Here is a 23,784-nt window from a genome sequence, read left to right as displayed (position 1 = left end):
CGCGTATGGAGACGCGGCGGCTCGGGCGGACCGGGCGGGATGTGGGTGTGGTCGGGCTCGGGGCGTGGCAGCTCGGGGCGGACTGGGGTGCGGTCGACGAGAGCGACGCGCTCGCCGTACTGCGGGCCGCGATCGAGGCCGGCGTGACGTTCGTCGACACCGCGGACGTGTACGGCGACGGGCGGTCGGAGCGGCTGGTCGGGCAGGTGCTGTCGTCGTACGACGGGCTGACCGTGGCGACGAAGATGGGCCGCCGGGTGGAGCAGGTCCCGGAGAACTACACGGCGGCGAACTTCCGCGCCTGGAACGACCGGTCCCGGCGGAACCTCGGCGTCGACACGATCGACCTGGTGCAGCTGCACTGCCCGCCGACGCCGGTGTACTCGAACGACGCGGTCTTCGACGCGCTCGACGCGATGGTCGACGAGGGCCGGATCGCGGCGTACGGCGTGAGCGTCGAGACGTGCGCGGAGGCGCTCACCGCGATCGCCCGCCCGAACGTGGCGACGGTGCAGATCATCCTGAACGCGTTCCGCCTGAAGCCGCTCGACGAGGTCCTGCCCGCGGCCCAAGCGGCCGGCGTCGGCATCATCGCCCGGGTCCCGCTGGCCAGTGGGTTGCTGTCGGGCAAGTACGACGAACACACCACCTTTGCCGCCGACGACCACCGCACCTACAACCGCCACGGCGAGGCCTTCGACGTCGGCGAGACCTTCTCCGGAGTCCCGTTCACGACGGGCCTGGAGGCCGTCCGCCGCCTGAACCCCGCCCGCACCCCCGGCACCACGATGCCCCAGTTCGCCCTCCGCTGGATCCTCGACCACCCCGCCGTCTCGGTCGTCATTCCCGGAGCCCGCAACCCCGAACAAGCCACCGCCAACACCACCGCCGCCGCCCTCCCCACCCTCACCCCCGCCCAGCACACCACGGTCCGCGAGGTCTACGACGCCCTGATCCGCCCCGAGATCCACGACCGCTGGTAACCCGCTGTCCGCATTGTGGACCGACTCCGTGGTTGGCAGGACGGCCCGCGCCGTCGCCGTACCGTGGAGGCGTGCTGGTCATCGAGAAGGCGACGTACGACGCGATCGTGGCGCATGCCCGGAAGGATCATCCGGACGAGGCGTGCGGGGTGGTCGCGGGCGCGGAGGGGTCGGATCGGGCGACGCGGTTCGTGCCGATGCTGAACGCCGCGATGTCGCCGACGTTCTACGAGTTCGACTCGGGTGATCTGTTCCGGCTCTACCAGGAGATGGACGCGCGCGACGAGGAGCCGGTGGTGATCTACCACTCGCACACCGCCACCGAGGCGTACCCGTCGCGGACCGACATCAACCTCGCCCAGGAGCCGGGGGCGCACTACGTGCTGGTGTCCACCCGGGACGGTGCCCAGGATCCGGCGTACGACGGGCCGGTCGAGTTCCGGTCGTACCGGATCGTCGACGGCGCGGTCACGGAAGAAGAAGTACGCGTGGTTGGTTCCTATACAGAAACCCTTGAAGGAGAGAACTGAGATGGCGATCGAGCTGCGCGTGCCGACGATCCTGCGCACCTACACCGGCGGGGCGAAGGCGGTCACCGGCGACGGGACCGACCTGGCCGCGTTCATCGACGACGTGAACGGCAACCACCCGGGCCTGAAGGAGCGCATCGTGGAGGGCGACCCGGAGGAGTTGCGCCGGTTCGTGAACGTCTACGTGAACGACGAGGACGTCCGGTTCACCGGCGGCCTGAAGACCGAGGTGAAGGACGGCGACGTCGTGGTGGTCCTCCCGGCAGTCGCGGGCGGCTCTTTCTGATGCGTTTCGACAGCCTGCTCGACTCGGTCGGCGGTACGCCGCTGGTCGGGCTGCCCAAGCTGTCGCCGTCCGGCGAGGTCCGGCTCTGGGCGAAGCTCGAGGACCACAACCCGACCGGTTCGATCAAGGACCGGGCGGCGCTGCGGATGCTGCTGGACGCCGAGAAGGACGGCCGGCTGCGCCCGGGCAACACGATCCTCGAGCCGACGTCGGGCAACACCGGCATCTCGCTCGCGATGGCCGCGAAGCTGCGCGGCTACCGGATGGTGTGCGTGCTGCCGGAGAACACCTCCGAGGAGCGCCGGCAGATCCTGCGGATGTGGGGCGCCGAGATCATCTCGTCGCCGGCCGCGGGTGGCTCCAACGAGGCGGTCCGGGTCGCGAAGCAGGTCGCGGAGGAGCACCCGGACTGGGTGATGCTCTACCAGTACGGCAACCCGTCGAACGCGCTCGCGCACTACGACGGCACGGCGCGCGAGATCCTCGAGGACCTGCCGTCGGTGACGCACTTCGTCGCCGGCCTCGGCACCACCGGCACGCTGATGGGCGCCGGCCGGTTCTTCCGCGAGCACAAGCCCGAGGTGAAGATCGTCGCCGCCGAGCCGCGGTACGGCGAACTCGTCTACGGCCTGCGCAACCTGGACGAGGGCTTCGTCCCGGAGCTGTACGACAAGACGCTGATCGACGCGCGCTTCTCGGTCGGACCGCGGGACGCGGTACGCCGGGTCCGCGAGCTGCTCGACAACGAGGGCATCTTCGCCGGGATCTCCACCGGCGCGATCCTGCACGCGGCGCTCGGCCAGGCGGCCAGGTGCGTGCGGGACGGCGAGCAGGCGGACATCGCCTTCGTGGTCGCGGACGGCGGCTGGAAGTACCTGTCCACCGGCGCGTACGAGGGCACGATCGACGAGGCCGAGGACCGTCTCGAAGGCCAGCTCTGGGCGTGAGCCGGACCGGCGGGCGGAGTGCCGGACCGGACTCGATGCGCTGATTGTTGCCTAGGGCACCTTTTGCAGGGGTTAGGTCATCCTACGGTTCTTTGAACAGGACCCGGCGGCCGAGTCGTGGGTGGACCCCGCGGCCCTTGCAGCTGCTGCAGGGGCGCTGGGCGTAACTGAAGATGCTGCCGTGGTGCCGGCCGGCACCCTTGCACCTGGTGCACTTGGCATTCGGGTGCAGCGACAGCGAGACGACGTACACAGCGACGATCGCCATCAGCAGCAACAGCAGCAGGCCCATCGGTCCGATCGAGGACGCGACATCTGCTGCTGTGCCGTTGTTCGACTCCGCACTCTGGCTCGCCGCCTGTCCTGCGACAGCGACGTGGCCGGGCTGCGGAGTTGGTGCGGCGGTGGTATTCAGGGCCACCGCGAGGTGATGCAGCAAGCTCATGGCATCACGAGGGGCGGTCGAACAAACATCGCTCCAGAGTGGCGTGCATCACGCGAAAAGGCAATTCCATAACGTAAAGATGTGGACAACCCCGGCGTGTCGTCCGCAAAGATTAGGTAAGGCTGGCTTCCGGTCTGCCCGCGACCGGACTTGTATAAGCTCTTCCTGTGGCTGACGCACCGGTGGGGATCTTCGACTCTGGCTTCGGGGGACTCACTGTCGCCCGCGCGGTTCTGGACCAGTTGCCGCACGAACCGATCCTGTATCTCGGCGACACCGCCCGGCAGCCGTACGGCCCGAAGCCGATCGCCGAGGTCCGCGAGTACGCGCTGGAGTGCCTCGACCACCTGGTCGACGCCGGCGTGAAGATGCTGGTGATCGCCTGCAACTCGGCCAGCGCGGCGATGCTGCGCGACGCCCGCGAGCGGTACGACGTACCAGTCGTCGAGGTGATCCTGCCGGCCGCGCGCCGGGCCGTTGCCGCGACCCGCAATCAGCGCGTCGGCGTGATCTGCACGAAGGCGACCGCGCAGTCGCTGGCGTACGAGGACGGGTTCGCGGCCGCGCCGCAGGTGGAGCTGTTCACCCGCGCCTGCCCGCGGTTCGTGGACTTCGTCGAGTCGGGTGTGACGTCCGGGCCGGAGTTGCTGGAGGCCGCGCACGAGTACCTGGACCCGCTGGTCGAGGCCGGTGTGGACACGCTGATCCTCGGGTGCACCCACTATCCGTTGCTCACCGGCGTCATCTCGTACGTGATGGGCGACAACGTCACGCTGGTCAGCAGTGCGGAGGAGTGCGCGAAGGACGTGTACTCCGTGCTCACCAAGACGAACCTGTTGCGTCCCGACCACCTGCCCGCGCCGGAGCACCGGTTCGTGACCACCGGCAACCCGGCCGAGTTCGCCGCGATCGGCTCGCGCTTCCTCGGGCCGGCGCTCGCAGTAGTCGACCAATTCGCCTGGGTACGTTGAGGTGTGACCTGAATCGTCCTGCGCCGGCGGCAACTCGCCGGTAGGGTTCCAGGTATGAAGCTCACCGTGATCGGTTGCTCCGGGTCCGTACCCGGGCCGGACTCGGCCGCCTCGAGCTATCTGGTCACCGCCGGCGGGTTCCACCTGGTTCTCGACCTCGGCAGTGGCGCGCTCGGTTCGCTGCAGCGGCATCTCCGGGTCCCGGAGATCGGCGCGATCGGCCTGTCCCACCTGCATCCTGACCACTGCATGGACCTCTGCGGCCTGTACGTCGCGGCGCGCTACGCGCCCGGGTCGCCGATCCCGCGGATCCCCGTCTTCGGCCCGCCCGGTACGGCGGAACGGATGGCGCTGGCGTACGACCTGCCGCTCGATCCGGGGATGGCGGAGGAGCTGGAATTCCACGCCTGGCAGGAAGTCCAGCAGGTCGGGCCGTTCACGATCCGCACCGCGCCGATGGTGCACCCGGTACCGGCGTACGCGATCCGCGTCGAGTACGGCAACAAGTCGCTCGTCTACACCGGTGACACCGGTCCGAACGACGCGCTCGTGGAGCTTGCCCGGGGCGCCGATGTGCTGCTGTCCGAGGCCGCGCTCCCGGACGACGACCCGGCCAACCCGGCCGACCTGCACCTCACCCCGTCGGAGGCCGGGGAGCACGCGAAGAAGGCCGGCGTGAAACGGCTCGTGATCACGCACGTGCCGCCGTGGTACGACCGCGAGACGCAGGCCGACCACGCCCGCCGTACCTTCTCCGGCCCGGTCGAGATCGCTGCCCCAGATGCCGTTTTCGACATCTGACGGCGTGCGGTTGTGGACCGCAACGACCGGTACGGCCAGTACGGAGCCGACGCGCCCGCCGGTCGTGATCCTGCACGGCGGTCCGGGTCTCTGGGACGACCACGAAGTACTGGCGGAGATGCTCGACGACCTGACCGTCGTGCATCGGTTCGACCAGCGCGGCTGCGGTCGGTCGGGGCCGTCGGACACGCAATCGATGGCCCGGAGCGCGCAGGACGTCGACGAGCTCCGCGCGTACTTCGGGCATGAACGGATCGTTGTCCTCGGCCACTCGTTCGGCGCCTCGCTCGCGATGGCGTACGCCGCCTCGTACGGCGATCACGTGGCCGGCGTCGTGTACCTCGACGGGGTCGGCGTCGGCGACTGGCGGACGGCGTACCACGAGGAACGCGCGCGCCGGATCACGCCGGAACAGGACGCCCGGTTGGAGGAGCTGTCCGGACGGCCGCGGTCGCAGGCCGAGGAGATCGAGTTCCGGGCGCTGTCCTGGTTCACGGACCACGCGGACCGGGAGCGGGCGATGGAGTGGGCGTACGCGAGCGCGTCGGTCGACCTCCCGATCAACTTCGCCGCCAACCGCGCGCTGGGGGCGGTGGGGCGGGTGCCGGACGACGAGCTGACGGCGCGGGCGGCGACGATTCAGGCACCGGTCACGTTCGTCCACGGCGACGGCGATCCACGCCCGGCCTGGGCCGTGCGAGACCTTGCCGAACACGTCCCGAATCACACGTTCCACCTGATCCCGGACGCCGGTCACTCACCGTGGCTGGAGCAGCCCGAGCTGGTCCGGGAGGTGCTCCGCGGCGCGGTCCGCTAGACAGATCGCAATTCTGAGATCTACTCTCAAATTAGAGTTGATCTCAGAAAGGTGTTCGTCATGCTGGATCCGCGCCGGTGGTGGGCCCTGGGGGCGATGTCGGTCAGCCTGATCGTGATCGGGCTGGACCTGACCGTGCTGAACGTCGCGTTGCCGACGCTCGCGACCGATTTGAAGGCGTCCACGAGTCAGCTGCAGTGGTTCGCGAACGCGTACACGCTGGTGCTTGCGTCGCTGCTGCTGCCGGCCGGGCTGCTGGGCGACCGGTTCGGGCCGAAACGGCTGATGCTCGGGGCGCTCGTGGTGTTCGGGCTGGCGTCGGCGGCGTGTGCGTTCGCGCAGACGCCGGGGCAGCTGATCGCGGGCCGCGCCGCGCTCGGCATCGGGTCGGCGTTCCTGATCCCGCTCTCGATGTCGCTGCTGAACCTGCTGTTCGCGCCCGAGGAACGCCAGCGCGCGATGACGATCTGGCTGATGGCGAACTCGATCGGCATCCCGCTCGGCCCGCTGCTCGGCGGCTGGCTGCTCGACCACTACCGGTGGGGCTCGGTGTTCCTGATCAACCTGCCGCTGGTCGCGGTCGGGCTGGTCGCGGTCGCCGTACTGATCCCGCGGACGGCCGGCCACCGGTCACGGCGGATCGACGTACCGGGGATCCTGCTGACGGCGGCAGGGCTGGTGGCGCTGACGTACGGGTTCATCGCGGCGGGGGAGCACGGGTGGGGCTCGGCGTGGGCGGTCGGCGGGATCGTGGGAGGGCTGGCGTTCCTGGTCGCGTTCTGGGCGTGGGCCCGGCGTACGGCGGATCCGTTGATCGAGCTGTCGTTGTTCCGGTCGGCGGGGTTCACCTGGGGCACGGTGCTCGCGACGCTGGCGTCGTTCGCGCTGGTGGGTCTGCTGTTCGTGCTGCCGCAGCTGTTCCAGGCCGTGCAGGGCGCGGACGCGTTCCAGGCCGGGCTGCGGTTGCTGCCGATCATCGGCGGGATGCTGGTCGGCGCGAAGCTCGCCGAACGCCTGCTGGAGAAGGCGGGCGCGCGGGTGTCGGTGGTGTTCGGGTTCGGGCTGATGCTGGTCGGGCTGGCGATCGGGGCGCTCACGAAGGAGAGTGACGGGTACGGGTTCACGGCGATCTGGGTCAGCCTGGTCGGGCTGAGCATCGGGTTCACGCTGCCGCCGATGAACGGGCTGGCGCTCGCCGCGCTGCCGCTCGACCGCAGCGGTTCGGGCTCCGCGCTGATCCAGGCGTCCCGGCAGGTCGGCGGCACGCTCGGCGTCGCGATCCTCGGCACGGTGCTGAACGCGGCGTACCGCAGCCATCTCGACGTGACGGGCCTCCCGCCGGCAGCGGCCCACGTTGCCCGGGACAGCGCGTCCGCCGCGATCGCGATCGGTTCGCCCGAACTGACCCGGTCCGCCCGGGCGGCTTTTGTGAACGGCATGGACGTGACGCTCTGGGCCTGCAGCGGTCTCGCGGCCGTGTCGATCGTGCTCGCGCTCGCGTTTCTGCCCCGCCGTACCACTGGCGTCGTGACGGAAGCAGTCACAATCAAGATATGAGTGGGTTGCGGGAGCGGAAGAAGGCGAAGACGAGGGCCTCGATCCAGGAACATGCGCTGCGGCTGTTCCGGGACCAGGGGTACGCCGAGACGACGGTCCAGGAGATCGCCGCCGCGGCCGAGGTGTCGCCGGCCACGTTCTTCCGGTACTTCCCGACCAAGGAGGACACGATCGTCTTCGACCGGCTGGACCCGCTGATGATCGAGCTGTTCCGCGGCCAGCCGGCCGAGCTGCACCCGACCGAGGCACTCCGGGCCGCGATCCGGCAGAGCCTCGACGTGCTGAGCGACGACGAGTGGGCGCTCGAGTCGGAGCGTCAGCGACTCGTGATGAGCGTCCCCGAGCTGCGGGTCCGGATGCTCGACCAGCTGTACGGCGGCATCGACCTGCTCGCCGGCCTCGCCGCCGAACGCACCGGCCGCTCCGCCGACGACTTCACGGTCCGCGCCTGGGCCGGCGCGGTCGTCGGCGTGGTGATGGCGACGTACCAGTTCCTGGCCGTCGACGCACCGCTGCCCGAGTACCTGAAGACGATGGACGACGCCTTCGACCAACTGGCCGGCCTGACGCTGGAACCGAAGGGAGACCCCGCGCAGTCCTAGGGTTCGTCCGAATCCTAGGGAGACTTGATGGTGCGCAGGTTGGGTCTAGCGGTCGTGGTGCTAAGCCTCAGGTCCAACCGACCAACCCGAACGCTGTCAACGAGTTCTACAACGGCCTCCTGAAGTGCCTGAACCGCGGCTGGCCGGCCGCGATCGCGGCAGCCGGCTACGAGTTCCACCAGCCCGCCATGGCCGTCGTGTTCGCCACCTTCAACACCCCCTGCGGTAAGAGCGCGCCGTACGTCTCGTTCTACTGCTCGTCGGACGAGACCATCTACCTGCGCGGCGACGAGATCCTGATCAGCAACCGCGACTACGGTCCGATCGGCGCGTCCTGGTGGGCGTCGCACGTCGGGACGCACGAGTACGGGCACTACGTACAGCAGTTGACCGGCATGATGACGGCGTACCAGAACCTGTACGCGGCCGCGCCCGACCAGGCCGCCAAGGACCAGCTCGAACGGCGTCTCGAACTGCAGGCATCCTGCCTCGGGCACGTCTTCCTGACGGCGAACCGGCGTACCTACCCGATCACCGCCCAGATGCGGAGCGACTGGGGCTGGCAGATCATCAAGATCCCGAACCACGGCAGCGAGGCGAACCAGCGGTACTGGATCAACCGGGCCGTTCAGCTGAAGCGGCCCGGGGCCTGCAACACCTGGGCCGCGCCGGCCGCCCAGGTCTCCTAGGCCACCTGCGCGCTGACGGGCTCCAGCACCGCGTCGCCCGGGCGGAGCCCGAACTCGGCCGCCGCCGAGCCGCCGCGGATCACCAGTTCGGTGAAGCCGGTGCCGGAGCTGCCCGGGACGATGCCGGGGGCGTTCCGCGGTACGGCGGTCAGGTGCGGGTAGACCGTCACGTCGACCACCGTCGTACTGCCGTTATCGTTGCGCCGGGCAACGGGTAGCGTGCCGCCGATCACCAGATCGAGGCCGCGGTCGAGCTTGCAGTTGCCGAAGTTGTCGACATGCGCGACCACCGGTACGGCGGCGACGAGGTCCGGTACGGCGGTCTCGGTCGCGGGCACCGGCCGGCCGTCGGCGACCCATTTCGCCAGCAACGGCACGTACCAGAGGCTGCGGAACTGGGTGCCGGCGATCTTTTCGACGTCCGCCTGGCCGAACCCGGCCGCGGTCACCGCCTCGCGGATGTCCGTGACGTGGACCTTCTCGATGCCGAGTTCCCGGCGTACCAGCGACAGCACGTGCGCGTTGAAGGTGCTGACGACCAGGTGCTTGCCGTGGTGGAAGTAGCAGAACGGTACGCCGTTCGGCCAGACGCCGTCCCGCGGGGCGATGTTGAGCAGCGTGACCGTCGGGTGGCCCTCCTCGCCGAGGAGGTCCAGGGATATCAGGCAGTCGAGCAGCGTGAGCGCGGCGAACGACTCCGGATCGGGCCCGTCGGCGGCGACGATCGTCGGGGCCTGGCCGAAGAGCGCGCCGATCCGGGCGCTGAGTCTGGCGCGGGCGTTGCCGTCGTGACAGTCGGTGATGTACGTGATCATGTGGCACTCCAGGGTGGTTCGCAGCTGTCTCGGTCTCGAAAACGAAAGAGGCCCCCGACATCGGGGGCCTCTCGCTGCAAGCACATGTGCCTACGCCGCTGAAGTCCTCCCGCATCGAGGGCTCAGCATTCGCATCGCGGCGTACCTGGTCACGTCGACGAGCGTAGCACCCTCAGCGCGCCTGTCCGTTGTCGAAGTAGCTGACCAGGGCCGGGTCCAGCGGCGGCACGTCCTGCGGTACGCCGTCCGCGCGCAGCGACTGGGTCGCGGCGTACCCGGCGGCGACCGCGGCGCGGGCCGCGACCGGGGAGGTCAGCGTGGCGCCGCCGTCCCGGACGAAGTTCACGAACTCCGCGACCAGGTGCGGGTCGGCGCCGCCGTGGTTCTCGGTGTCGCCCTCGATCTCGACCACCTGGTCGGCGTCCTCGCGGTACCCGGAGCGCTTGCTGTTCCACACCTTCACCACGCCGCCCGGCCCGTCGCCGAAGTTCTCCAGCCGGCCGTGGGTGCCGATCACGGTGTAGTTGCGCCAGTAGTCCGGCGTGTAGTGGCACTGCTCGTAGTTCATCAGGACGCCGTTGTCGAGCAGCAGGTTGACCTGCGAGATGTCCTCGACGTCCATCACCGGCGCCAGCCCCTTCTGCTCCAGCGGCGGCCAGTTGTCGGTGGACACGAAGTCCTTGAACCGCTGCCCGGAGCGGTCCTGCCGGTCGGTGATCCCGCCGTACAGCGTGAGTGCGCCCATCGCGTTCACCCGGGTCGTGTACCCGCCGGCCAGCCAGTGCATCACGTCGATGTCGTGGGCGCCCTTCTGCAGCAGCAGACCGGTGGTCCGGCTGCGGTCGGCGTGCCAGTCCTTGAAGTAGAAGTCGCCGCCGTGCCCGACGAAGTGCCGGCACCAGATCGCCTTCACGTCGCCGATCGCGCCGCCCTGGATCAGCTTCCGCATCGTCAGGACGACGGGCATGTGGCGCATGTTGTGGCCGACGTACAGGCGCGCGCCCGAGTCGTATGCCGCCTGCAGCACGCGGTCGCAGCCCTCGGTGGTGATCGCGAGCGGCTTCTCCACGAACACGTTCACGCCGGCGCTCAGGAAGTCGACGGCCGGACCCTCGTGCAGGTCGTCGGGCGTGGTCAGGAACACCCCGTCGAGCTTCTGGTCGAGCAGTTCGGCGTGGTCGGCGTACGCGGTCGCGTCCGGGTACAGCTCGAGGGCCGCGTCCCGCTGCGGGGCGGACGGGTCGGCCAGGGCCACGACCTCGGAACCCTCGCCGGGACGGTGCGCGTACTGCGCGATGCGGCTGCGGGCGCCGAGGCCCACGACGCCAAACCGAAGATCAGTCATACCAGGCAACTCCTGCACATAGTTGTTTGCAACAGCCTAACTCCGAGCAATTCTGTCAATCAATCACCGATCCTCTCTCTGGAATTGGGCTGCCCGTCACCCGCCGCACATCGAGGTATCGCTCCGTACCGTCACCATGGCGGAATGTGAGCCTCCACTACGTGGCACTGGGGGACTCGACCACCGTAGGGGTCGGGGACCCGATGAACGGCAGCAGTACGACCGACCTGTCCGGTGCCGGTGCGCGCCCGGGCGAGGGGTGGCGGGGCTGGGCCTCGCTGCTCGCCGACTCCCTGGCCAGCTCCCACCGTGTGACGTTCTCCAACTTCGCGACCAGCGGCGCCACCGTGCCGGTCGTCGCGACCGAGCAACTGCCCTCGACCGGTGACGGTCCGATCGACATCGCCTCGCTGATCGTCGGCGTCAACGACACGCTGAGGTCGACCTTCGACGTGGGCCGGATCCGCGAACACCTCGCGCACTGCGCGGAACACCTGACCGCGCGGGGCGCCGTACTGCTCACCGTCCGGTTCCACGACCACGGCAAGGTGTTCGGCCTGCCGCGCTGGCTGCGGCGCCCGCTGTGGCAGCGGATCGAGCAGGTGAATGACGCCTTCGACGACCTGTACACCCGGTACGGCGGGATCCGGCTGGACATGGCCGACTACCCCGAGGTGTACCGGCGGGACTTCTGGAGCGTCGACCGGCTGCACCCGGGCGAGCGCGGGCATCGCAAGCTGGCCCGGGCGTTCGCGGACGAGCTGGCGGTCCGCGGCGTGCGGATCGACGTACCGCCGGACCTGGACTGCGCGTACCGGCCGCCGAGCCGCTGGGCGGACGCCGTGTGGCTGGTGAAGGAAGGCGCGCCCTGGCTGGGCCGCCGGGCCAACGACCTGCTGCCCTGGGCCGCCCGGATGGCGGTCACGCACGTGCGCCCGCAGGTCCGCCCGCTCGCCGGTCCGGCCGGTCCGCTCGTCCTGCCGCCGTCGTCCGTCGCACTCCCGCCCTCGTCGCATTCGGAGGTGCGGCGCCTGGAGGCATAGGGTCTGATTCATGGCCCGTATCGATGGACGTAATGCTGACCAGCTCCGCCCGGTGACGATCACCCGGAACTGGCTCGACCACGCCGAGGGCTCGGTGCTGGTCGAGTTCGGGCGGACCCGGGTGCTGTGCGCGGCGAGTGTGACCGAGGGCGTGCCGCGCTGGCGCAAGGGCTCCGGCCTCGGCTGGGTGAGCGCGGAGTACGCGATGCTGCCGCGCGCCACCAACACCCGCTCGGACCGCGAGTCCGTCAAGGGCAAGATCGGTGGCCGTACCCACGAGATCTCCCGGCTGATCGGCCGCTCGCTGCGGGCCGTGATCGACTACAAGGCGCTCGGCGAGAACACCATCCTGCTGGACTGCGACGTACTCCAGGCCGACGGCGGCACCCGGACCGCGGCGATCACCGGCGCGTACGTCGCGCTCGCCGACGCGGTGTCCTGGCTGCGCGAGCGGAAGCTGCTGAAGAGCGAGCCGCTGACGGGCACCGTCTCCGCGGTGTCGGTGGGGATCATCGACGGTACGCCGATGCTCGACCTCTGCTACGAGGAGGACGTCCGGGCCGAGACCGACATGAACCTGGTGATCACCGGCGACGGGAAGTTCATCGAGGTGCAGGGCACCGCGGAGGGCGCGCCGTTCGACCGCTCGGAGCTGGACAGCCTGCTGGAGCTGGGCGTCGCGGGCTGCGCGGACCTGGCCAAGGTGCAGCAGGAGGCGCTCGCGTGACGAAGGTCCTGCTTGCCTCGAACAACAAGAAGAAGCTCGAGGAACTGCGGCGGATCCTCACCCCGATCGTGCCCGGCATCGAGGTGCTCGGGCTCGGCGACGTCCCGCCGTACGACGAACCGGCCGAGACCGAGTCGACGTTCGAGGGGAACGCGCTACTGAAGGCACACGCGGCGCTGAAGGCGACCGGCCTGCCGTCGATCGCGGACGACAGCGGCATCTGCGTCGACGCGCTGAACGGGATGCCCGGCGTACTGTCGGCGCGCTGGTCGGGTCCTTTGAAGGACAACCATGCGAACAACGTGCTGCTGCTCGGCCAGTTGGAGGACGTGCCGGACGAGCGGCGCGGGGCATCCTTCGTGGCGGCGGTGGCCTTCGTCCGGCCGGACGGGCCGGACGAGATCGTCCTCGGGGAGATGCGCGGGTCGGTGATCCGCTCGCTGCGGGGGACCGGCGGGTTCGGGTACGACGTACTCTTTCAGGCGGACGGGTACGACCGGACGACGGCGGAGCTGTCGATCGAGGAGAAGGACGCGATCAGCCACCGGGGCAAGGCGCTGCGCTCACTCGCCCCGATCGTCGCGAAGGCATTGGGGAGCTAGGCATGTTGTTCGCGGGTTCTGACCGGGACGGGGTTGCGGATGGGCGGATCACCGTCGCCTATCGGCGGTGGGCCGAGCCACGGGTCGTCGAGGGGCGGGTGTACCGGACGAACGCGGGGCGGATCGAGATCGACAGCATCCGCGAGGTGAATCCGGAGCTGATCGCCGACACGGACGCCGACGTACGGCTGGCCGACCGGCAGAACGCCCGCGACGTCCGCCGGCGGCTGCGCGGCGACGAGTCGCTGCCGACGTTCCTGATCCGGTTCCATCTGCTCTCGGGACCAGATCCGCGCGAGGAGCTCGCCTCGCAGTCGGTGCTGTCCGACGCCGACCTCGCCGACCTACGGGAACGGCTGGCGCGCTTCGATGCCCTCAGCAACCATGGTCCGTGGACCTTGCAGACGCTGCAGCTGATCGAGAACACGCCGGCCGTCCGGGCCGGGGACCTGGCCGCGTCGGTCGGGCGGGAGACCGCGCCGTTCAAGCTCGACGTACGGAAGCTGAAGAACCTTGGGCTGACCTACAGCCTGGAGGTCGGGTACCGGATCTCGCCGCGGGGTGCGGCGTACCTGGACGCGGCTAGGAGCGAGTGAGCCCGAGCGTTGCGATCAGGTCCTCGTGCAACTCGAACCAGACGCGGTGACAGGAGTCCACGTCGCTCCGGTCGACCCAGCCGTTCTGCAGCGCGTGTGCGAACCTGGCGTCGTACCCCTGGAATCGGGGGAGCGGCAGCTTCGCGTTGAGCGGGACGAGCGCTCGCTCCAGGGCTTTCAGCTCATGGAGCACGCCGGCATCCCACGCGGGATCCGAGTGATCGTTCGCCGCCAGCGGATCGTCGGCGGTCGGTTTCAACTGCCAATCGGTGCACGCCTGCTGCAGCAACGCATTCAGCGGCAGGAACTCGTCGTACACCTCCTGCACGGCTGCTGTCTGGCCCTCCGCCTTCAGCAGCCGCTCGTTCTCCGCCCGCCCTTCCTCGGTGAGCGACCATCCTGAGCTTCCCGCAAAACTGCTGTACGCCGTCCACCCGCGCGCCTCGGCGTCCGCAAGCGCGTCCTGCGTCTCGCTGACCGACAAGCTGAAGCGCCGGGCGATCGCCCGCGCATCAGCGAACCCCAGCAACCGCACCGCATGCAACACGAGCAACATCACGACGCCCCGTCCTGTCGCGCGGCGAGCCGGTTGAAGCGCTGCTGACAAGCCTGCGGCGAACTGAACCCCATCGCCTCCGCCATGTCCGCCCAGGTCAACCCCGAACTCCTTGCCATGAACAACAACCCCGCCTCGACCTCGTCCACCTCGGCCCGCGCCGCCGGCAACAACGCCAACGCCGCCAGCAGCTCCTCCTCGCCCAGCTCCGCCGCCCGCCAAGCCGCGAACTGCGTAAGATCCACCGCCGACAACGGCACCGGCGCCGGCCGCCAAGGCCGGGCCGGCACGTCTTTGGCCCCCTTGGTCAGCAGCTGCTCGCGGGCCGCCCGCTGCCGCTCAGCTTGCAGCTGATCCGAGTTCTGGTTGCGTCGCATGCCGATACAGTGGATCATCAACGAAACGTTGTCAACGTTACGTTGATAGAAGGTCTGGTCCATGCTGATCCCGCTGATCCAAGCCATCCCCGCCACCTGCGGCCCGAAAGCCGCGGCCCTGGCAGTCCTCCTCCAAGCCAACCTCCCCGTCCCGGACGGCGTAGTCATCCCCTTCCCGCCCGCGGACGGGGCGGGCGAACTGCCGGTCGAGGAACTGCGGAGGTGGCTGGCAACTGCTGGGGACCCTGTCGTCGCCGTACGTTCCTCGGCATCCAACGAGGACACCGGGCTGTCCTCGGCAGCGGGGCAGTACGACACCTTCCTCGGCGTACGCGGAATCGACGCGATCGTCGACGCCGTACGAGCCTGCCGAGCATCCCTCTACTCCGACCGCGCAACGGCGTACCGCAAAGACGCCCCACCACCAGCGATGGCCGTCATCATCCAGCACCACATCGACGCAGAAATCTCCGGCGTCCTGTTCACCGCACCCGACGGCTCCACCCTCATCGAATCCTCCTGGGGTCTAGGCCCCAGCATCGTCGAAGGCCGCGTAACCCCCGACCGCTACGAGATCCACAACGGCACCGTCACCAGCACAATCGCCGACAAACCCACCGCCCTGCACCGAGACGGCCCCCGCCTGGTCACCCGCCCGGTCCCCACCACCCAACGCCGTACACCAACCCTCTCCACCCCCACCGCCCTACACCTGACCACCCTCGCCACCCACGCCACCACCACCTTCGGCACCCCCCAAGACATCGAATGGTCCATCACCACCAACACCATCTGGCTCCTACAATCCCGCCCCATAACCACCCACCCCCCAACCCCCAACCCCACCCCACCCTCCACACAACCCACGTCACCGGTTCCGTCCGCGCGACCCACGTCACCGGTTCCGTCCGCGCGACCCACGTCACCGGTTCCGTCCGCGCGACCCGCCTCACCGGCTCCCTGCGCGCGACCCACGTCACCGGCTCCCTCCACGCGACCCGCTTCACCCGCCGCGTCCGCGCAGCCCGCTTCACCCCAACCCGCCTCGCAGCCCGTCTCACCCGCCCCCTCCGCGCAACCCGCGCACCCTGCGCCGTCCACGCCACCCATGCACCGTGCGCCGTCTGCCTCGTCCGCGCGCCCCGCGCCATCCGCTCCGTCAACGCACCCCGCGCCGCCCGTGCACCCCACCCCGCCGAGCCCCGCCGCCCACCTCGAGCCGCCCGCTCCGTCAACGCACCCCGCGCCGCCCGTGCACCCCACCCCGCCGAGCCCCGCCGCCCACCTCGAGCCGCCCGCTCCGTCCAGGCGCCCTGATCCGTCCACGCCGTGCGCCCCGTCCAAGCGACCCGCGCCGCCCGCGCACTCCAGCTTGCCGAGCCCCTCCACTCACCTCGCGCCGCCCATTCCGTCTAGGCGGCCCGTGCCACCCGCACCCTCTGCGCAGCCCGCCTCACCCGCGCTGCCCGCGCACCCGTCGCCGTCCACTCCGTCAATGGAACCCGCGTCGCCCGTGCACTCCACCTCGCCGAGCCCCTCCACCCACCTCGCGCCGCCCATTCCGTCCGGGCGGCCCGTGCCACCCGCACCCCCCCCGCGCAACCCGCCTCACCCGCGCGACCCGCGCCGCCAGCGTCGCCCGTGCCGCCCGAGCGGCTCGTGGGGATAAGAGATCCCGCGGGTGCCTCCGCCACGCCGGTCGGCCCCACCGACCGCGGAACCGCGGCGACCTTGACCGGCACCCCGGCCAGTCACGGCATCGCGACCGGACCCGCGCGCGTCATCCGCGGCCCCGCCGACTTCGCATCCGTCCGCCCCGGCGACATCCTCATCTGCCCGCACACCGACCCGGCCTGGACCCCGCTCCTGTCGATCGCCGCCGGCGTCGTCACCGAAACCGGCGGCATCCTCTCCCACGCCGCGATCGTCGCCCGCGAACACGGCATCCCCGCCGTCGTAGCCGTCCCGCACGCAACCGACCGCATCCCCACCGGCTCCGGCATCAGCCTCAACGGCTCAACCGGCGCCGTACACCTCAGTTCCGCTTCAGAAACCTGAGATAGAACGCGAGAAAGACCAATACAATCCCAACGTTCACGAACAACCGCGGCCAGAACTGGTGCCGGAAGAACCCCACATCCACACCAACCACAACCGCAACCATCACCGCCACGTACACCCCGGCGAGCACCTGTCTCCCCATGCTCCGATCGTACCGCCGCCCACCACAACTGAATCCCCAGCCAACTGGAAAATCCCCGAACGCCACCCTGCCCTCAAAGAGCGATGTCCACAGCCAACCGAGGACCACGAACCGACTACTACCTCGAAATCTGTGGATAACGAATCTCCTTGAAAATAAGGGGTTCCCGGCTTTGAAAACTGTCGGAGGCACCAGCTAGAGTCTGTTCATGGACATTCTCGGCGGACGCACAGTGGTTGCTCTAGGCAACCACGAGGTGCTGCCTGCCCTGGACAAGGTCCGTACCCAGATCGCCCGCCTGCGATCCGTCGAGTTGCAACTCATCGCCCGCTCCGAGACCGACGGCCTGCCCGAGGAAGTCGGCGCCCGCGACACCGTCGAACTCCTCACCCTCCGCCACCGCCGCGACCGCGCCGAGGTCTCGCGCGACGTCCGCCTGGCCCGCGCCCTGCCCAAGTACCAGGCCGTGAACACCGCCCTGACCGACGGCATCGAGTCGGCCGACGGCACGGTCCACCAGATGCAGACCGGCCACGCGGCCGCGATCATCACCGAACTCGAACGCGTCCGCGACCGCGTCCCGACCGAAACCCTCGACGTCACCGAACGGCAACTGGTCGGCCTCGTCCCCACCCACACCCCCCAAGAACTCCGCACCGCCGCCAAACACCTCTGCGACCGCATCGACGCCGACGGCCCCGAACCCGCAGAACACAAGGCGTATCAGCGCGAGTCGTTGACGTTGAGCACCGCGGAGAACGGGGTGAAGTTCCGCGGCTACCTGTCCAACGAGAACGCCGAACTGCTGCGCGCCGTCGTACATGCCGGTGCCCGCCCCCACAAGACCGTCGACGGCGACCACGACCCCCGCCCCCGCGACAAACGCCAAGCCGACGCACTCACCACCGCGTTGACGGTGGCCGCGAATGCCTGGGACACCGACACCGCCGGGCACGGCGCGAAGGCCAACATCACCGTCACCATCGACCTCGACGACCTGACGTCAGCCACCGCCCACGCGACCGGCCAAACCGTCTACGGCGACGACCTCTCCGCCGGCACCATCCGCCGCCTGGCGTGCGACGCCAACATCATCCCGCTCGTCCTCGGCTCGAACTCCCAGCCACTGGACGTCGGCCGCAGCGAACGCCTCGTCACCAGACACATCCGCCACGCCCTGATCGCCCGGGACCGGGGCTGTGTGGTCTGTGCGGCGCCGCCGGTGATGTGTGACGCCCACCATCTGACGCACTGGGTCGACGGCGGACCGACCGCCGTCGACAACCTCGCGCTCTTATGCCGACGGCACCATGTCGACCTCCACAATGACCGCTGGACCGTCACCATCACCAACGGCAAGGTCCACGTAGCCCGCCCCGCCTGGGCCGACCCGACGCCTGCACGCCCCGCCCAACCACCGGGCACTGATCTCGTCCAACCTGCAGGGGCAGACTCAGCCCAACCTGCGGGTGCGGACCCGGCGCAACCTGCAGCGGCGGAGCCTGCCCAACCTTCGGGTGCATCTCCCGCGCCACCAGCAGACGCCGGCTCCATCCGACCTGTTGCTGCGCGTCTGCTGCAACCTGCAGGGGCGGAGCCTGCCCGATCTACGGGTGCGTTCCTCGGGCGGCCTGCAAGGGCGGATTCTGGCGAACCTGGGGGTGCGTATCCAGGGCGACCCGCAGGTGCCGACTCCGCCCAGCCGGTGGTCGCGGCCGCCGTCCGAGCTGATCGGCCGTCCGGTGGAGCGCCGCGTGTACCTGAGCCGCCGGGTAGCGTGCCTGCCTGGCCTGTGCGTGCCGACGGCAGACCCAGACCCGCCGAACCGAACGAGCCGCCAGGCGACCCCTGGGGCGGCACGGCCGTGCCCACTGCACGAAGCGGTCGGTGGAGGGCTGACGACGCGACCCTTACTGCTGCGGCTCGTTTCGCGGTGTGGGGTGAGCGTGCGCCGGCGGAGCCTGTGACCGGTCCGCCATCGTTCGTAACCATGTGAGCGGATGGCGGCGGACTGGTGTGCCGAGATTCTTGTGCTGATGGCGAGGACGCCATCACGCCGGACAGCATCGGGCCGGGCGGCTTCGCGGGGTAATGGCGTCGTCGAGGAGAGCTGGGGCGCTGGGCATGCCATTCGCCACTCCGTGTCCTGCGGCGAGGGGTGTCACTTGCGGCAGTCCGACGGCGTGCTGGTGGTGTCGATGATGGTCAGCGGGCCTCCGACGATCCTGGTCGTCAGGCCGCGGGCCGCGAGGTGGTGATCTTGACGGGTTGCGGTGTGGGGCCAGCAGCCGCCGGCCTCGGCTCGGCTGTGCTCTCGCCGTCGGAGAGGTTGGAGGAACAGACGTCGGGTTCGCCCGGGTTCCGGTCCTGTGTCCCCAGTTGTCAGGCTCAGGCTGTGACCATCGCGGCAGCACCCTCAAACTCAGTGTTTGCGTCCACTGCGCCGGTCGTTCGCAGATGGCGGCAGGCTGGCTAGGCCAGCTCGCCGGAGACACGAATCGGCGCGCACCCGGATCGAGTTCCATCACGTTCGAGTACGGGCCGCTGGCTCCGAGTCTGCTATCCGGCTCGACCCCGTGGCGGTCGAAGTCGGTAAGGGGTGGGGATCGGCGTCACGCAGGCCGTGCCCCGGGCTGGTCGGGGCGGAGACGGTAGAGGTGGGGATCGGCGTCATCCAGGCCGTGCCCCGGGCTGGTCGAGGCGGAGGAGGTAGGGGGTGGGGATCGGTGTCACGCGGGCCGTGCCCCGGCTGGTCGGGGCGGGAGCGGTCGGGGAGAGCGGTGTGGTCGTTGGGATGGGTTGCGGTGACGACAACGGTACGAGGACTGGGAGGGGTGGGAGGAGGCCGAGCGTGCTGGCCGGCCCGGCGAGCGGGTTCGCGACGAGCTGGGGTGTTGAGTTGCTGGTTGTGCCAGAGGCGGGAGTTGAACCCGCACGCCCGGGGGCGCCGGCACCTAAAGCCGGTGTGTCTGCCGTTCCACCACTCTGGCTGAGGAGGCGTGGTGCCTCCCCTGGGGGTCCATCCTAGGGGAGGCTGCCGGGTCAGCGGCTCTGGAGGGCGTCGATGAAGACGCTCTTGAGGTCGCTGGGGTTCTTCGCGACGTACGCCTGGCCGCCGGTGGCCTGGGCCAGGGCGGTGAGTTCGTTCGCGTTCGCTTCGGGGCCCATGCCGAGGGCGATGATGCGGACGGGGCGGGACGGGTCCTGGAGGCCCTGGAGGGTCTGGACGGCCTGGGCCAGGGTCGGGCTGCCGGGGTCGTCGTTCTTGCCGTCGGTGAACAGCAGGATGGTGTTGACGGCGCTCGACTTGTACGTCTGGCGGACCTGGCGGACGGCTGCGATCGCGGTGTCGTACAGGCCGGTGCCGCCGCCGATGATCGGGTGCTGGCTGGTCAGCTGGCCGACGATGGTCGCGCGCTGGGTCTTGGTCAGCGGCGCGATCGGTACCAGCGGCTTGTAGTCGGCGTTGTCCGAGCCGATCTTGGTCGAGAACGTCCAGAGGCCGAGCTCAGCGCTGTCCGGGAACAGGTTCAGGCCGCTCGACGCCGCCTCGACGGTGAGTTGCCAGCGGGTCTTGCTGCCGACCTTCTCGGCCATCGAGCCGGAGACGTCGATGACGGCCAGCGAGTGCGTGGACAGCGACAGCCGGGTCCAGTTCTGCAGCGTGCTCTCGATCGCGGAGCTGGTCGGCTTGGTGAGCTGGGTGACGTCGCCGACGCCGCGGCCGCCGCTCAGCGGGCTGAGTGTGGTGTCGCGGAAGCCGGCCTGGTCCCGGGACTGCGCGGCCGAGTCGGTCAGCAGTTCGGTGGCCAGCGCCTGCGCGGCGTCGCTCGCCTGCTGGCTGTCGGACTTCGCGGTGACGACGATCGGGTAGTCCAGCGTCAGCGTGCCGGTGGCCGGCAGGATCGCCTTCAGCTGGGCGTCCGGGTGCGTCTCCTGGTACTTCACGAAGCTCTGCTCCGACGCCGGTACGACGGTCTTGCTGCCGTCCTGGTCCGCCCGGCCGAACAGCGCGTTGACGTCCGTGTACGGCTTGGCCATCGAGCCGAGCTTCTGTGCCAGCGGTACGACGACGTCTGCCACCGCGGTGTCCGACGCCGAGGTCTTCTGCCGCTCGGACTGCACCGCGAGCAGCGTGAGAGCGCCCGGCGAGGTGCTCAGCGGGTCGAGCAACGCGGGCTCGGTGGCGCCGAGCAGCCGCAGCCAGCTGGAGGTGTCGCCGAAGTTCTCGTTCCGGCCGACCAGTACCAGTGGTGAGGTGGCGATCGAGGGGACCGCGATGTTCGGGACGTTCTCGCCGTCGTCGGCCTGCGAGACCCAGAGGGAGGAGTCCGGCACCCACAGGTCCGGCCGGCTGTCGCTGCCGTGCGCGACGTCGCGGGCGACCGTAGACGACGGTACGGCGGTGATCGTGACCTGGTAACAGGCGTTGCCGTCCTTGCCGCCCTTAGAGGACAGCGACTTGGCGGCGGCCTCGAGCGGGCCTTGCATCTCCGGCGTGGTGGAGAGCCGGATCTGGGTCGGGTCGGAGCAGGCTTTCCCGCCGCCGAGCAGGCCGTCCGTCCCGGAGCCGGCACCGAAGGACCGGACCACGAAAACGGCGCCGAGCGACAACACCAGCAGCCCGACCGCGGTGAGGTACACCGTACGGCGGTTGCTGTTACGTCCTGTCACCGCAGAGGAGTGTTTTCCCATCGCGGCACGTCCCTCCCTCCCAGATGCTGCCAGAGGCTGACTGCGCGCGCAGATTACCGAATTTCCGCACGTCACGGTGACGGCGGGAACGGTCGTGACACACCCGTCGCTGAACCGGAACCGTCTCCGGAGTACGGCTCTTTCACAGGAACGCTGTAAAACTCACCCTGCGTGCCGACTCTGCTGCGGTCCGCTGAGATCCATCTGTGATCCAAATCACAGTGGCAGTTTGCTCAAACGACCGTTCCATGGACCATTGCCGTGAAACGGTCGAAAGTTTTTCACAGCCCGAGGTCGCGGCGGAGTTTGGCGACGTGCCCGGTGGCCTTCACGTTGTACTGCGCGACCGCGATCTTCCCGTCCGGGTCGACGACGAACGTGGACCGGATCACCCCGGTCACCTTCTTCCCGTACATGGTCTTCTCGCCGAACGCGCCGTACGCCGTCAGCACCTCCTTGTCCGGGTCGCTGAGCAGCGGGAACGTCACCGCGTCGCGCTCGCGGAACTTCGCCAGCTTGGCCGGCTTGTCCGGGGAGATGCCGAGCACCGCGTACCCGGCGGCCTGCAGGGAGTCGAGCGAGTCGCGGAAGTCGCAGGCCTGCTTGGTGCAGCCCGGTGTCATCGCGGCCGGGTAGAAGTAGACGATCACGTTCTTGCCGCGCAGGTCCGCGAGCGCCACGTCGTTGCCGTCGGCATCGGGCAGGGTGAAGTCGGGTGCGGTGTCGCCGACGGACAGACGTTCGGACATGAGGGCCCTCCCACGGGTACGGATCGACTGCCGCCATCGTACGTGCGGCTAGCCTGAGGCGATGCGGGCCATGACAGTCACGCCGGGCAAGAGCGACTCGGCGGCAGTGGGCGACGTACCGGAACCGCCGGCGGTCGACGGGTCGATTCTCGTGGAGGGCCTGCTGACAGGCATCTGCGGGACGGACATCGAGCTGGTCACCGGGGCGTTCGGCAGCGGCCGGCCGGGGGCGGACCGGCTCGTCATCGGGCACGAGTCGCTCGGACGTGTGCTGGAAGCGCCCGTGGGATCCGGCTTCGCCACCGGGGACCTGGTGGCCGGCGTGGTACGTCGGCCGGACCCGGAGCCCTGCCCTGCGTGTGCGCGGGGCGAGTGGGACTTCTGCCGCAACGGGAAGTACACAGAGCGCGGTATCAAGGGCATGGACGGGTATGGCGCTGAGCGCTGGCGGGTCGACCCGTACTTCGCCGTACCGGTTCCTGCTGCGCTGGGGACCCTCGGCGTACTCGTGGAGCCGGCCAGCATCCTCACCAAGGCCTGGGAGCAAGTGGACCGGGTAGGGCAGCGCTCTTGGTATGCACCGCAGCACGTGCTGGTCACGGGCGCCGGGCCGATCGGCCTGCTGGCCGCTTTGATCGCACGGCAGCGTGGGTACGACGTACACGTGCTGGACCGGGTCAACGACGGGCCCAAGCCGGAGCTGGTACGAGAGCTCGGTGCGACGTACCTGACCGACCTGCAGCAACTGGACGTAGTACCGGATGTGGTGATCGAGGCAACGGGTGTCGGGCAGCTCGTGTACGACTGTGCCTCGCTACTGCCACCCGCCGGCGTCATGTGTCTCGCTGGGATCCACCCTGGCCCGGCGACTGTCGACGTACAGCTGGACGCGCTCGTACGGCAGCTGGTGGTGCGGAACGCCGCACTCGTAGGCACGGTCAACGCTGGTAAGAGGCACTACGCGGACGCCGTGGACGTGCTGACGAAAGCTGACAGGTCCTGGCTGGAACGGCTGGTGACCCGGACCGTACCGCTGTCCGAATGGCCGAACGCACTGGTCCGGGAACCGGCAGACATCAAGGTGGTCGTGGACTTGCGGAGCTGACCTGCGAGGATGGGTGTGACCAGGGGCAGATCGGGGCATGCCCCGCCGACGGAAGGGAGCCGACACGTGTCGGACACGAAGGCTCGGACCGCCGAGCAGATCGAGGCGGACATCGCCGCCACCCGGGAGCGCCTGGCCTCCACCGTGGACGAGCTGGTCGACCGGGCGAACCCGAAGGCCGTGCTCGAGCGGCAGGTCGAGCAGGCCAAGTCGCAGGTCTTCGACGAGGACGGTCAGCTGCGGACCCAGAAGATCGTCGCGGTCGCCGGTGCGGTCGTCGGCGTGGTCGGCGTGCTACTGGTGATCCGCCGGCTGGTGGGCCGCCGGTGACTCCTCGCAAGCG

27 protein-coding genes and 1 tRNA gene are annotated in these 23,784 nt (G+C 69.5%); 19 read left to right on the top strand and 9 right to left on the bottom strand.

Annotated elements, in window-relative coordinates; genetic code table 11:
* Positions 1-5: 5 nt before the first annotated feature.
* From ACFV9C_RS07360 to ACFV9C_RS07345, 4 genes are all read left to right on the top strand, one after another.
* The gene (locus tag ACFV9C_RS07360) at positions 6-983 is read left to right on the top strand and encodes an aldo/keto reductase (protein ID WP_380191360.1); all 978 of its coding nucleotides are present in this window, start codon (positions 6-8) and stop codon (positions 981-983) included.
* A gap of 71 nt (positions 984-1,054) precedes the next feature.
* Positions 1,055-1,513 (top strand): Mov34/MPN/PAD-1 family protein, encoded by a 459-nt coding sequence (locus ACFV9C_RS07355; protein WP_380191358.1) that lies wholly within the window; start codon positions 1,055-1,057, stop codon positions 1,511-1,513.
* A 1-nt stretch (position 1,514) separates the two neighbouring features.
* Positions 1,515-1,799 (top strand): MoaD/ThiS family protein, encoded by a 285-nt coding sequence (locus ACFV9C_RS07350; RefSeq protein WP_380191356.1) that lies wholly within the window; start codon positions 1,515-1,517, stop codon positions 1,797-1,799.
* Entirely contained in the window at positions 1,796-2,746 is a 951-nt protein-coding gene (locus ACFV9C_RS07345; RefSeq protein ID WP_380192300.1) for a PLP-dependent cysteine synthase family protein, read from the top strand. Before ACFV9C_RS07350 ends, ACFV9C_RS07345 begins: the two co-directional genes overlap by 4 nt.
* An 82-nt stretch (positions 2,747-2,828) precedes the next feature.
* Here the strand turns inward: ACFV9C_RS07345 and ACFV9C_RS07340 are convergent, their stop codons facing one another.
* The gene (locus tag ACFV9C_RS07340) at positions 2,829-3,191 is read right to left on the bottom strand and encodes a hypothetical protein (protein WP_380191354.1); all 363 of its coding nucleotides are present in this window, start codon (positions 3,189-3,191) and stop codon (positions 2,829-2,831) included.
* A gap of 167 nt (positions 3,192-3,358) precedes the next feature.
* Between ACFV9C_RS07340 and murI the strand changes: the two genes are divergently transcribed.
* The 6 genes from murI to ACFV9C_RS07310 are packed head-to-tail and all read left to right on the top strand — an operon-like array spanning position 3,359 to position 8,628.
* Entirely contained in the window at positions 3,359-4,162 is an 804-nt protein-coding gene (murI, locus tag ACFV9C_RS07335; RefSeq protein WP_380191353.1) for a glutamate racemase, read from the top strand.
* Between the two features lie 54 nt (positions 4,163-4,216).
* Positions 4,217-4,963: an MBL fold metallo-hydrolase gene (locus ACFV9C_RS07330; RefSeq protein ID WP_380191351.1), complete on the top strand. Its 747-nt coding sequence runs from the start codon at positions 4,217-4,219 to the stop codon at positions 4,961-4,963.
* Positions 4,944-5,780: an alpha/beta fold hydrolase gene (locus tag ACFV9C_RS07325; RefSeq protein ID WP_380191349.1), complete on the top strand. Its 837-nt coding sequence runs from the start codon at positions 4,944-4,946 to the stop codon at positions 5,778-5,780. The genes ACFV9C_RS07330 and ACFV9C_RS07325 overlap by 20 nt, the downstream gene beginning before the upstream one ends.
* A 60-nt stretch (positions 5,781-5,840) precedes the next feature.
* Complete coding sequence (locus ACFV9C_RS07320) at positions 5,841-7,337, top strand: DHA2 family efflux MFS transporter permease subunit (RefSeq protein WP_380191348.1); 1,497 nt, start codon at positions 5,841-5,843, stop codon at positions 7,335-7,337.
* On the top strand, positions 7,334-7,939 hold the full coding sequence (locus tag ACFV9C_RS07315) for a TetR family transcriptional regulator (RefSeq protein ID WP_380191346.1): 606 nt from the start codon (positions 7,334-7,336) through the stop codon (positions 7,937-7,939). The genes ACFV9C_RS07320 and ACFV9C_RS07315 overlap by 4 nt, the downstream gene beginning before the upstream one ends.
* An 11-nt stretch (positions 7,940-7,950) precedes the next feature.
* The gene (locus ACFV9C_RS07310) at positions 7,951-8,628 is read left to right on the top strand and encodes a neutral zinc metallopeptidase (protein ID WP_380192299.1); all 678 of its coding nucleotides are present in this window, start codon (positions 7,951-7,953) and stop codon (positions 8,626-8,628) included.
* On the opposite strand, the gene ACFV9C_RS07305 is transcribed toward ACFV9C_RS07310, so the two are convergent.
* Together ACFV9C_RS07305 and ACFV9C_RS07300 are read right to left on the bottom strand one after the other, a co-directional pair.
* A complete protein-coding gene (locus tag ACFV9C_RS07305) occupies positions 8,625-9,443 on the bottom strand; it encodes an SAM hydroxide adenosyltransferase (RefSeq protein WP_380191344.1) in 819 nt (272 codons plus the stop codon). The two genes, ACFV9C_RS07310 and ACFV9C_RS07305, sit on opposite strands and share 4 nt — an antisense overlap.
* A 172-nt stretch (positions 9,444-9,615) precedes the next feature.
* A complete protein-coding gene (locus ACFV9C_RS07300; protein ID WP_380191342.1) occupies positions 9,616-10,788 on the bottom strand; it encodes a Gfo/Idh/MocA family protein in 1,173 nt (390 codons plus the stop codon).
* Between the two features lie 146 nt (positions 10,789-10,934).
* Between ACFV9C_RS07300 and ACFV9C_RS07295 the strand changes: the two genes are divergently transcribed.
* The 4 genes from ACFV9C_RS07295 to ACFV9C_RS07280 are packed head-to-tail and all read left to right on the top strand — an operon-like array spanning position 10,935 to position 13,756.
* Positions 10,935-11,831, top strand: a complete 897-nt coding sequence (locus ACFV9C_RS07295; protein ID WP_380191341.1) for an SGNH/GDSL hydrolase family protein — start codon at positions 10,935-10,937, stop codon at positions 11,829-11,831.
* A gap of 10 nt (positions 11,832-11,841) precedes the next feature.
* Positions 11,842-12,558 (top strand): ribonuclease PH, encoded by a 717-nt coding sequence (gene rph, locus ACFV9C_RS07290; protein ID WP_380191339.1) that lies wholly within the window; start codon positions 11,842-11,844, stop codon positions 12,556-12,558.
* Positions 12,555-13,160, top strand: coding sequence for an RdgB/HAM1 family non-canonical purine NTP pyrophosphatase (gene rdgB, locus ACFV9C_RS07285; RefSeq protein ID WP_380191337.1), 606 nt, complete (start codon positions 12,555-12,557; stop codon positions 13,158-13,160). Before rph ends, rdgB begins: the two co-directional genes overlap by 4 nt.
* A 2-nt stretch (positions 13,161-13,162) precedes the next feature.
* Positions 13,163-13,756 (top strand): hypothetical protein, encoded by a 594-nt coding sequence (locus ACFV9C_RS07280; protein WP_380191335.1) that lies wholly within the window; start codon positions 13,163-13,165, stop codon positions 13,754-13,756.
* Here ACFV9C_RS07280 and ACFV9C_RS07275 read toward each other — a convergent pair.
* Positions 13,743-14,312 carry a transcriptional regulator gene (locus tag ACFV9C_RS07275; RefSeq protein ID WP_380192298.1) on the bottom strand — a complete coding sequence of 190 codons (570 nt, stop codon included), beginning with the start codon at positions 14,310-14,312 and terminating at the stop codon, positions 13,743-13,745. The two genes, ACFV9C_RS07280 and ACFV9C_RS07275, sit on opposite strands and share 14 nt — an antisense overlap.
* The gene (locus ACFV9C_RS07270) at positions 14,312-14,752 is read right to left on the bottom strand and encodes a hypothetical protein (RefSeq protein ID WP_380191334.1); all 441 of its coding nucleotides are present in this window, start codon (positions 14,750-14,752) and stop codon (positions 14,312-14,314) included. Before ACFV9C_RS07270 ends, ACFV9C_RS07275 begins: the two co-directional genes overlap by 1 nt.
* Here ACFV9C_RS07270 and ACFV9C_RS07265 point away from each other — a divergent pair.
* The gene (locus ACFV9C_RS07265; RefSeq protein WP_380191332.1) at positions 14,751-16,358 is read left to right on the top strand and encodes a PEP/pyruvate-binding domain-containing protein; all 1,608 of its coding nucleotides are present in this window, start codon (positions 14,751-14,753) and stop codon (positions 16,356-16,358) included. The two genes, ACFV9C_RS07270 and ACFV9C_RS07265, sit on opposite strands and share 2 nt — an antisense overlap.
* The gene (locus ACFV9C_RS07260) at positions 16,349-16,747 is read left to right on the top strand and encodes a PEP-utilizing enzyme (RefSeq protein ID WP_380191330.1); all 399 of its coding nucleotides are present in this window, start codon (positions 16,349-16,351) and stop codon (positions 16,745-16,747) included. The genes ACFV9C_RS07265 and ACFV9C_RS07260 overlap by 10 nt, the downstream gene beginning before the upstream one ends.
* Here ACFV9C_RS07260 and ACFV9C_RS07255 read toward each other — a convergent pair.
* A complete protein-coding gene (locus tag ACFV9C_RS07255; RefSeq protein WP_380191328.1) occupies positions 16,725-16,892 on the bottom strand; it encodes a hypothetical protein in 168 nt (55 codons plus the stop codon). The two genes, ACFV9C_RS07260 and ACFV9C_RS07255, sit on opposite strands and share 23 nt — an antisense overlap.
* Before the next feature lie 208 nt (positions 16,893-17,100).
* Between ACFV9C_RS07255 and ACFV9C_RS07250 the strand changes: the two genes are divergently transcribed.
* Positions 17,101-18,888, top strand: a complete 1,788-nt coding sequence (locus tag ACFV9C_RS07250; protein ID WP_380191326.1) for a DUF222 domain-containing protein — start codon at positions 17,101-17,103, stop codon at positions 18,886-18,888.
* Between the two features lie 913 nt (positions 18,889-19,801).
* Here ACFV9C_RS07250 and ACFV9C_RS07245 read toward each other — a convergent pair.
* The 3 genes from ACFV9C_RS07245 to bcp all read right to left on the bottom strand — a co-directional run bounded on the left by ACFV9C_RS07245 (position 19,802) and on the right by bcp (position 22,336).
* Positions 19,802-19,882 (bottom strand) — tRNA-Leu (locus ACFV9C_RS07245).
* A 52-nt stretch (positions 19,883-19,934) separates the two neighbouring features.
* Positions 19,935-21,566 carry a substrate-binding domain-containing protein gene (locus ACFV9C_RS07240; RefSeq protein ID WP_380191325.1) on the bottom strand — a complete coding sequence of 544 codons (1,632 nt, stop codon included), beginning with the start codon at positions 21,564-21,566 and terminating at the stop codon, positions 19,935-19,937.
* 302 nt (positions 21,567-21,868) lie between these two features.
* On the bottom strand, positions 21,869-22,336 hold the full coding sequence (bcp, locus tag ACFV9C_RS07235; protein WP_380191323.1) for a thioredoxin-dependent thiol peroxidase: 468 nt from the start codon (positions 22,334-22,336) through the stop codon (positions 21,869-21,871).
* A 61-nt stretch (positions 22,337-22,397) separates the two neighbouring features.
* Between bcp and ACFV9C_RS07230 the strand changes: the two genes are divergently transcribed.
* Both ACFV9C_RS07230 and ACFV9C_RS07225 read left to right on the top strand, forming a co-directional pair.
* Entirely contained in the window at positions 22,398-23,441 is a 1,044-nt protein-coding gene (locus tag ACFV9C_RS07230) for a glucose 1-dehydrogenase (protein ID WP_380191321.1), read from the top strand.
* Positions 23,442-23,507: 66 nt separating this feature from the next.
* Positions 23,508-23,771 (top strand): DUF3618 domain-containing protein, encoded by a 264-nt coding sequence (locus tag ACFV9C_RS07225; RefSeq protein ID WP_380191319.1) that lies wholly within the window; start codon positions 23,508-23,510, stop codon positions 23,769-23,771.
* Positions 23,772-23,784: the final 13 nt, after the last annotated feature.

The sequence above is a fragment of the Kribbella sp. NPDC059898 genome, assembly GCF_042730855.1.
GTDB lineage: Bacteria > Actinomycetota > Actinomycetes > Propionibacteriales > Kribbellaceae > Kribbella.
This window is presented reverse-complemented; position numbering and strand designations above follow the sequence as displayed.